Below are 9,358 nucleotides of genomic sequence, written 5' to 3'. Positions count from 1 at the left end.
CATCCACTTTAGCCATTAATGACTCTCCAGTAAATTGCCCTATATTACATGATGTTCACCGGATTGAATACATGACCCCAAATATACTACTCATAAAGCTATCAAATCCTTCTTATTGATTTCCATTATATTTAATATGTTTGCTAACGAAAGTTATATTGATCAAAAAATGATTTTATGTTGGAATAAAAATCTACATATAAGACATATATCAGCCAAATAACCCAATCATTAACTAATTAATAGATTTTGTTAACTGCCTTATGATGTATCAAGTCAGCCAATGTCGTGTGGTCAACATTCTATTTCGGCATTACTGGCGTTTTTTTATTGTTATAGGTATAGCTATGCACAGAAAATTCGATAAGTCGTGGCCGCAGAATCAGCCTCCCCTGCTGAAACGAATGGCTTGGGCGAACATTATCATCCAACTGACGTTACCGGTAGCAGGTGCATTTACCCCCATTATCGCCGCAGCCAAAACGCATACGACTTCTCACGATCAACAATTGACGGCACTACCGACAAAACCTTATATCCTGAAATCCGGGGAAACGATCGATTTAATAGCTAAACGTTATAGCTTAACCGTCGATGATCTAAAAAAAATCAATCAATTGCGTACCTTTAGCAAATCCTTTTCAACATTGGGTATCGGTGATGAAATTGATGTACCCCGACCTCGCCTCAATAAGTTTCTACCTTTTAATTATTCTCCGTTAGACGAATCTGACAGCAAAGATGGGACAAATAGCCGTCTGTCTAATGCCGCTATTCGCGTCGGCGATGTGCTGAAAAGTAATAACATCAGCAATAGCGCAAAAATCCAGTTAAACGGTCTTGCAGTCAGTGAAGTTAATCAGCAGATACAGAATTGGCTGGGACACTACGGCACTGCACGGGTACAGGCCAATATAAGTGATCGGGGCCGATTAGATGGCAGCCAGCTTGATATGCTACTCCCTCTGTATGATACAAAGAGCCAGCTGACTTTCACCCAATTCGGCCTGCGGCGGCTGAATAAACGCAATACCGTCAATCTCGGTGTTGGGCAACGCCGTTTCTTTGACGGCGGAATGCTGGGATATAACGCCTTTTTTGACCATGACTTTACCGGAGAAAATACCCGATGGGGGATTGGGGCTGAATATGCCCGCAATTATCTGAAATTGGGTGCTAATGGTTACTTCCGCTTAAGCAATTGGAAAGAATCCCACCTTCTGACCGATTACGATGAGCGCCCGGCTAATGGTTTTGATCTGCGAGTTCAGGGCTATGTACCTACCTTGCCACAACTCGGCGGCAAGTTGATGTATGAACATTACTTCGGGAGTGAAGTTGGGTTAATCAATCAAAATCATCGCCAGAAAGATCCTTCTGCCTTTACCGTAGGAATTAATTATACGCCGATCCCATTGCTGACTTTCGGCATTGTTCGAAAGCAGAGTACTTCCGGTGGTGGCGAAACCCAGTTCAATATGGAGTTGAACTATGAAATAGGGACACCGTGGGAGAAGCTAATTGATCCCGATGCCACGGATTTCAAGCGCACCCTACAAGGCAGTCGCTATGATCTGGTCGACCGCAATAACCAGATTGTGCTGGAATACCGCAAGCGTGAAATTATCCGCCTCACAATGGACAGCCTGATTACCGGACATGCTGGTGATATCAAGCCACTTCACCTTACCGTGGACAGTAAATATGGTTTGAAAAATATTCAGTGGGAAGCCGTAAATCTGTTTGCCGATGGGGGTGAGATCGAGCGCCAAGGCGGCTCTCACTATCTGCTGACTCTGCCGGAATACCACCATCAGGGCAACAATACTTATATTCTCAGTGCCGTGGCCTATGATGAGCACGGCAATGCTTCTCAGCGGGTAGAAACTCAAGTACAGGTGCTGCCAGCCGCAGTACGTGATAATAAGTCCACTTTCACAGCAAAAGATAATGAACTGCTGGCTGATGACCGTGCCACCACCATGCTGAAATTAACCTTAGAGGATAAAGAGGGTAAGCCAATCCGTGATGTTGCCGGCGATATCAAATGGGTTACTAATCAGTTGAGTGGAGAAGGCAGTGATCCGACGATCGGAAAAATAAAAGAAACTCAATCAGGTGTCTATGAAGCCATACTCACGGCTGGCAAAAAAATAGGGATACTGAAAATTACGCCTGAAGTGGATGGAGTTCATATCAAGCCATTAAAAATCATATTTGTGCATCCTGACGCACCGTTTGTCAAAAATCTGACTATTGTTGGTAAATTGGAAATCGGGCAAAAATTGAGTGCAACTTATACCTTTAACCCTAATGGTGGCGAAAAAGTGGATAAATCCCGCTATATATGGGGTGACAAAGGTAATATCGATATTACCAACGGTCATACGATCGTCGAATCAGGCAAGCTCCCTAACTATGCATTGGAACTGTCAGATGCAGGCCGGGTAAAAGCCGTTGCAGTGCAGGCACAAAATGGCCTTGGACTCATCGGGAATACTATGATTGTTAATACCAGCATGAGCCAAGAGAGTGGCAACCGTACTCACGGTGGCAGTGAAGGCGGAAAAGTCAGAGGGATTGCGGATGATATCGCTGCCACAGTGAATACTGATAATACTAAAAAAAGCAACGCAATCACTTTGACCGTAAAGACATTCAAACACGGGCAACCCGTCAGAAATGTGGCCGTTGAGGTGCAAGCGACCCAAGCCATAAACCGCCAGAATAAACCTCAGACGATTACCTTGCTGATAGGCGGCAAACCTGCTCTCTATCAAGGCGTGACAGATGAGCAGGGCGTGCTGTCTATTCCTGTCACCGATCCAAACGGGAACGGTGTAAAAACCGCTCTTAAGATAACAGCATATGGTTCTGCAAAACCTAAAACTCAGGATCTCATCTTTACCGTCCCGACCAGCCCCGATACCCCTCTGGCAAACTTTTGGGGACATATGTCCGAATCAGTAATGGGTGCCAATGGCGCTGTCTTTATGCGCCCCCAGTTGCAAATTGAACTGAAAGGGAATATGAAAGGGATGGCCACATTTTTTGAAAGCGGTGAAATATGGCCGCGTCGGGTTTACAGAGGAGCTAAATGGTACTGCGGAAAAATACATGCCAATTTGCCAACACAAGAGGATTTGCAGAGCCTGTATCGTGCATATTCGGCAAATGAAATGCACGATCTGCACGGCTGGCCACAACACCGCTCTTATCGTTCTTCAACGCCTGCAGAGGGTAACAAAGTGCATATTGCCGTGAATATAGACAATGGAATAGCACATCCCATCGAGGACAACATTGTCAGCGATTATGTCATTTGCCGTCAGTAAAACAATGAATATTTGACATACAAATCCGCCTCTCAAAGGGGCGGATCACCCTCTCTCTTCTCAACAGAATGATTTTCTCTTCCCAATGTCCTATTGACGGGCTTAAATTCAACCTTTGATAATGGCGATCTAAATTTATTTATAAAAATTAATCACGCAATGAAAATAGAAAAATATGCATGAATTTAATCTTGTTTTGTTACTACTTCAGCAAATGTGTGTCTATTTGGTTATCGCCTGGCTGCTGAGTAAAACGCCTCTGTTTATCCCCCTGCTGCAAGTTTCCGTTCGCTTGCCACATAAGCTGATGTGTTATCTCATTTTCTCCATTTTTTGCATTATGGGGACGTATTTTGGATTGAGTGTCAATGATTCCATCGCCAATACCCGCGCCATCGGTGCTGTACTGGGTGGCTTTCTCGGCGGGCCGGCGGTCGGTGCTATGGTAGGATTCACTGGGGGATTGCACCGCTATTCCCTCGGTGGAATGACCGCGTTTAGTTGTATGGTGTCCACTATTGTAGAAGGCATACTTGGCGGCCTTGTGCACAGTTATCTGATGAAGCGGGGACAAATCAATAAGCTGCTGAATCCGTGGACTGCCGCCATCGTCACCTTCCTGGCTGAATGTATCCAGATGGGCATTATCCTGCTGCTTGCCAATCCGTTCAGTGATGCTCTTAAGTTGGTGAAAAATATCGCCGCTCCCATGATTATTGCCAATAGCATCGGAGCGGCCATGTTCATTCGGATACTGCTCGACAGGCGCGCCATCTTTGAAAAATATACCAGCGCCTTTTCTGCCCAAGCCCTGAAAATCGCCGTCTGTACAGAAGGAATACTGCGTAAAGGGTTCAATGAGGATAACAGTATGCGCGTAGCAAAGGTTATTTATCAGGAGTTAGAAATCGGGGCGGTTGCAATTACCGACAGGGAAAAATTACTGGCGTTTATCGGTATCGGCTCCGATCACCATTTGTCTGGTACTCCCATTGTTTCCGAGCAATCACATCGTGCGATAGAAAATAATGAAGTCGTGTATGCCGATGGTAATGAAACGCCCTATTGCTGCTCTCTCAGCCCAATCTGTAAACTCGGCTCGGCTTTGGTGATCCCTTTACGGGGAGAAAACCAACAGGTGATTGGCACCATCAAACTTTATGAAGCCAAGAATCGTCTATTCAGTTCAATCAATCGTACATTAGGTGAGGGCATTGCCAGCCTGCTTTCTGCCCAAATTCTTGCCGGACAATACGAGCGGAACAAGCAATCTTTGCTGCAATCAGAAGTGAAGCTACTTCACGCGCAAGTAAATCCTCACTTTTTATTTAATGCCTTAAATACGTTACAGGCGGTGATCCGGCGGGATAGCCAACAGGCCGGGCAGCTTGTGCAATATCTTTCAACATTTTTCCGCAAGAATCTGAAACGACCAGAGGAAATTGCCACGCTGGAGAATGAAATAGAGCATGTGAATGCTTACTTACAAATAGAGAAAGCCCGTTTCCGTGAGCGTCTCCAGATTGCCATAGCAATACCTGAATCCCTGCGCAGCGCAAAATTGCCCGCCTTTTCCCTGCAACCTATGGTAGAAAACGCCATAAAACATGGCACTTCACAGTTACTGGATACAGGCCGAATTACTATCCGAGCCCATCAGGAAGCTAATTTATTACTGGTTGAGATTGAAGATAATGCAGGACTTTATTGTCTAAAAAAAATGGGGGATGGACTTGGAATGAGTCTGGTAGATAAACGTCTTCAGCTTCGCTATGGTGAGCGCTATGGTGTGCATGTTGATTGCCAACCAGAAAAATTTACCCGTGTCATTTTATGTTTACCATTGGAAAAAGAAGCTGACAAAGCGGTGTAAGTATGAATGTATTGATTGTTGATGATGAACCACTGGCTCGTGAGAATCTGCGTTGCCTGCTAGAAGAGGAAACGGATATTCAAATCATCGGTGAGTGTGCCAACGCAGTGGAAGCGATTGGTGCTATCCATCGCCTGAAACCGGATGTGGTTTTCCTCGATATTCAGATGCCCCGCATTACCGGGCTTGAAATGGTGGGGCTGCTTGATCCTGAGCATCGCCCTTATATTGTTTTTCTCACTGCCTTTGATGAATACGCAGTGCAAGCCTTTGAAGAACACGCGTTTGATTATTTGCTGAAACCGCTGGAAAAGGAGCGTCTGAGCAAAACGTTGCAGCGGCTGCGTTCAGGCTATCAGAAGCAAAATCTGGCAGATCTGCAACAGGAAGATGAGCAGCTTAAATATATTCCCTGTACAGGGCACAGCCGGATATGGCTGATGCAGCTGGATGAGGTGCTGTATGTCACCTCACGCCTGAGTGGAGTTTATGTGATGAGCGCTAATGAACAGGAAGGTTTTACCGAGTTAACCCTGCGCACGCTAGAAACCCGGACTTCCTTGACCCGCTGCCATCGCCAATATCTGGTCAATATGACTCATTTGCGGGAAATCATTTTTGGAGAGAATGGACAGGCAGAACTGGTGTTACGAAATAATGAGCGTATTCCAGTCAGTCGCCGGTATTTAAAACCACTAAAAGAAGTTCTGGGGTTAAATTAATCATTTTTCCGGGCGAAAACATCGGGTACTTATCCACCCGCTGGATCAAAACGAAGGGGGACTCTGTTCCGTAGAAGAACGTGTGCTGTTAGAAATGGTTCATGGTGGCTTTCAAGCCAGAACAAAGAAAGTCGTCATTCATCAAAGTGAGCGCTTACTTTCAGATGTCGAGGCCAAGAATGTGCTGAACATAAGCTGATGGGTATTGATGAAATCTAAATGTTAATGTTACTTCAATATTAAAAAGCCCCTTCTCTATTAGGAAAAGGGGCTTTATCTTCAAGGCATTATTTCAATGCACTTTGTCTTATAAGCTTATGCGTTGCCGCTGTTTTGACGACGACGTGGTGCGCTATTGCTCTCATCACCACTGCGGCCACGGGAATTAGCGCGATCGCCACGGCGTTCAGTGCTAAAACGACGGCCACCATTACCAAAGCCTTCACGATCACGACGTGGAGCATTACCGCTGTTGCTACCGTTACCGCCAGTGCTACCATTACCGCTATTGCTACCGTTGCTACCGTTACCAGTACGACCACTACCACCGCCACGACGTTCGCGACGTTCAAACGGTTGTGCATCACCCATCAACTGCATATTCAGTGGCTTGTTCAGGATGCGGGTACGTGTGAAGTGAGACAATAAATCCCCCGGCATTCCTTTTGGCAGCTCAATGGTGGCGTGAGTAGCGAACAGCTTGATGTTACCGATATAACGGCTGCTGATATCACCTTCGTTGGCGATTGCACCAACAATGTGACGCACTTCAACACCATCATCACGACCCACTTCAATACGGTACAGTTCCATGTCTCCTACGTCACGGCGTTCGCGGCGCGGACGATCACTTTTGTCGCCACGGTCACCTTTGTCAGCACGGTCGCCACGGTCGTTTCTGTCACCTCTGTCATTTCTTTCACGACTGACGAAACCATCACGGCGACGGTCATCACGATCATTGAATTCACGACGAGGACGACGAACTGGGTCTGGTGGCAGAATCAGTGGGCGCTCACCCTGTGCCATTTTCAGCAATGACGCTGCCAGCGTTTCCATATCCAGCTCATCGTTAGTGCTCAGTTTAGACAACAGTGCACGATACTGATCCAGATCGCTGCTTTCCAGTTGCTGCTGAACCTTAGCCGCAAATTTCTCCAGACGACGCTGGCTCAGAAGTTCTGCATTCGGCAGTTCAACTTCCGGGATGGTCAGTTTCATGGTACGTTCAACGTTACGCAGCAGACGACGCTCGCGGTTTTCAACAAACAGCAGAGCACGGCCAGCACGACCAGCACGACCAGTACGGCCGATTCGGTGTACATATGATTCCGCATCCATTGGGATATCGTAGTTCACGACCAGACTGATGCGCTCAACATCCAGACCACGAGCCGCTACATCTGTCGCAATCAGGATATCCAAACGGCCATCTTTCAAACGTTCCAGTGTCTGCTCACGCAGCGCCTGATTCATGTCACCATTCAATGCCGCAGAGTTATAACCATGACGTTCCAGGGTTTCTGCTACTTCCAGCGTTGCATTTTTGGTACGCACGAAAATAATCGTAGCGTCAAAATCTTCTGTTTCAAGGAAACGTACCAGTGCTTCGTTTTTACGCACGCCATGTACAGACCAGTAGCTCTGGCTGATATCTGGACGAGTAGTAACACTGCTCTGAATACGAACTTCCTGTGGATCCTTCATGAAACGACGAGTAATACGACGAATCGCTTCAGGCATAGTTGCTGAGAACAAGGCAGTCTGGTGCTCAGCAGGGATCTGGCTCATGATGTTCTCAACATCTTCGATAAAGCCCATGCGCAGCATTTCGTCGGCTTCATCCAGTACCAGACCTTTCAGGTTGGACAGATCCAAAGTACCACGCTTCAGGTGATCCAGCAGACGACCCGGCGTGCCTACCACAACCTGTGGCCCTTGACGCAGTGCACGCAATTGTACGTCGTAACGCTGTCCACCGTAGAGTGCAACAACGTTTACACTACGCATTTGCTTGGAGAACTCTGAACATGCTTCAGCAACCTGTACCGCCAGTTCACGGGTTGGCGCTAACACAAGGATCTGTGGAGCTTTAAGCTCAGCATCAATGTTGTGCAGCAAAGGCAAGGTAAATGCTGCAGTTTTACCACTACCGGTCTGTGCCATACCCAGCACATCACGACCGTTTAACAGGTGAGGAATACATTGTTGTTGGATAGGGGAAGGCTTCTCATAGCCCATGTCTCCCAGTGCAGCAAGAATAGGTGCTGATAAACCTAAATCAGCAAAAGAGATTTCAGTCTCAGTGGTCATGTAATGGTGCCTCATTAATCGTGGCGGCCAGTCTACATAACACAGTGAAAAGAATTTCTGTCATTTTCATTTAAAATGTGAACTGGCTCAAATTATGTTATTAAACGAACAAACAAGCCCCCACCTATCAAGATGTGGACTTAAAAATCTGTCATGAAAATGTTCGTCAGCTATTGTTGGTTCGATTCCGATAGGTCATCTTGTCTCTGGCCTAGCAGCGCTAATTCCAACAATGCATAGCGGTGCTCAACAAAATTATGGACATTGTTAGCTACCGTCAGCTTGAATAACGCAACCGCGTTATCCTCATCCCCCAGACTTAGGTAATGCTTACCTAAATAGAAGTCAGTTTCACTGAGATGCTCAGCGAGCGAAGTGTTATCTGATGAATTCTCCTTCAGGCGATCCATCAGTGTTTTCTCACTGATTTTGCCTAAATAGAACTCAACAATATTCCAGCCCCATAGCCCCCGGTTCGCTTTGTCAAAATGGCGTGACAAATTGGTCATTGCAACCTTGGGATCGATTTTATCTTCCACAAGGTACAACCACAACGAACGGAAGGGATCATTTGGATCGTCTTGATAAAACGCCTGCAGATCATCCTGCGCTAAACGATAGCGGCCACCATAATACAGTGTAATGCCGCGATTCATTCGCGCGTAGTTGTAAGTTGGATCAAGCTCTAAAACAGAATCAAACGCTTCATAGGCAGCATCAAAATTGCCTGCCTGCGTAAAATAAATCCCTAAGTAATTGAAAATTTCGGGAATATCAGGACGGATAGACAAAGCCACTGAAAAATCATTCTGCGCCAATGCCCTCAGCCCGAGGCTATCATACAGCACACCTCTCTCATATAAAAGCTGTGCATACTCATCTTCCGTAAGCGAGCGACTGGCAAGTATTTGTTCCATACGAGCCAGGATGACCTCTTGTTGCAATGTCGGTTGTAATGGAATAGCAATCATTTCATTTTTACGCCATCCAGTGCTGCTGCATCCCACAAGGAGAAAGATAACCGCAACATAACACCAGCGCAGAAAAGAATTCATTTCCTACTCCCGAAGTCAGACATTAATCAGAATGCCCTGTTACTCCACCCACATTGTATA

At 46.2% G+C, this 9,358-nt stretch carries 6 protein-coding genes; 3 read left to right on the top strand and 3 right to left on the bottom strand.

The window, feature by feature from the left end; translation table 11 throughout:
* Window positions 1-347: 347 nt before the first annotated feature.
* The 3 genes from NXS07_RS03875 to btsR all read left to right on the top strand — a co-directional run bounded on the left by NXS07_RS03875 (window position 348) and on the right by btsR (window position 5,930).
* Window positions 348-3,335: an inverse autotransporter beta domain-containing protein gene (locus NXS07_RS03875; RefSeq protein ID WP_258086192.1), complete on the top strand. Its 2,988-nt coding sequence runs from the start codon at window positions 348-350 to the stop codon at window positions 3,333-3,335.
* Window positions 3,336-3,510: 175 nt separating this feature from the next.
* On the top strand, window positions 3,511-5,208 hold the full coding sequence (locus NXS07_RS03870; protein WP_038223007.1) for a sensor histidine kinase: 1,698 nt from the start codon (window positions 3,511-3,513) through the stop codon (window positions 5,206-5,208).
* A 2-nt stretch (window positions 5,209-5,210) separates the two neighbouring features.
* A complete protein-coding gene (btsR, locus tag NXS07_RS03865) occupies window positions 5,211-5,930 on the top strand; it encodes a two-component system response regulator BtsR (protein WP_038191683.1) in 720 nt (239 codons plus the stop codon).
* A gap of 315 nt (window positions 5,931-6,245) precedes the next feature.
* Here btsR and NXS07_RS03860 read toward each other — a convergent pair whose 3' ends face one another.
* The 3 genes from NXS07_RS03860 to nlpI all read right to left on the bottom strand — a co-directional run bounded on the left by NXS07_RS03860 (window position 6,246) and on the right by nlpI (window position 9,298).
* Complete coding sequence (locus NXS07_RS03860) at window positions 6,246-8,243, bottom strand: DEAD/DEAH family ATP-dependent RNA helicase (protein WP_258086191.1); 1,998 nt, start codon at window positions 8,241-8,243, stop codon at window positions 6,246-6,248.
* Window positions 8,233-8,307: a hypothetical protein gene (locus NXS07_RS22530; RefSeq protein WP_489686875.1), complete on the bottom strand. Its 75-nt coding sequence runs from the start codon at window positions 8,305-8,307 to the stop codon at window positions 8,233-8,235. The genes NXS07_RS03860 and NXS07_RS22530 overlap by 11 nt, the downstream gene beginning before the upstream one ends.
* A gap of 106 nt (window positions 8,308-8,413) precedes the next feature.
* Window positions 8,414-9,298 (bottom strand): lipoprotein NlpI, encoded by an 885-nt coding sequence (gene nlpI, locus NXS07_RS03855; RefSeq protein ID WP_038191679.1) that lies wholly within the window; start codon window positions 9,296-9,298, stop codon window positions 8,414-8,416.
* Window positions 9,299-9,358: the final 60 nt, after the last annotated feature.

It is taken from the genome of Xenorhabdus bovienii (genome assembly GCF_024721015.1).
In the GTDB taxonomy this organism is placed as follows: domain Bacteria; phylum Pseudomonadota; class Gammaproteobacteria; order Enterobacterales; family Enterobacteriaceae; genus Xenorhabdus; species Xenorhabdus bovienii.
This window is presented reverse-complemented; position numbering and strand designations above follow the sequence as displayed.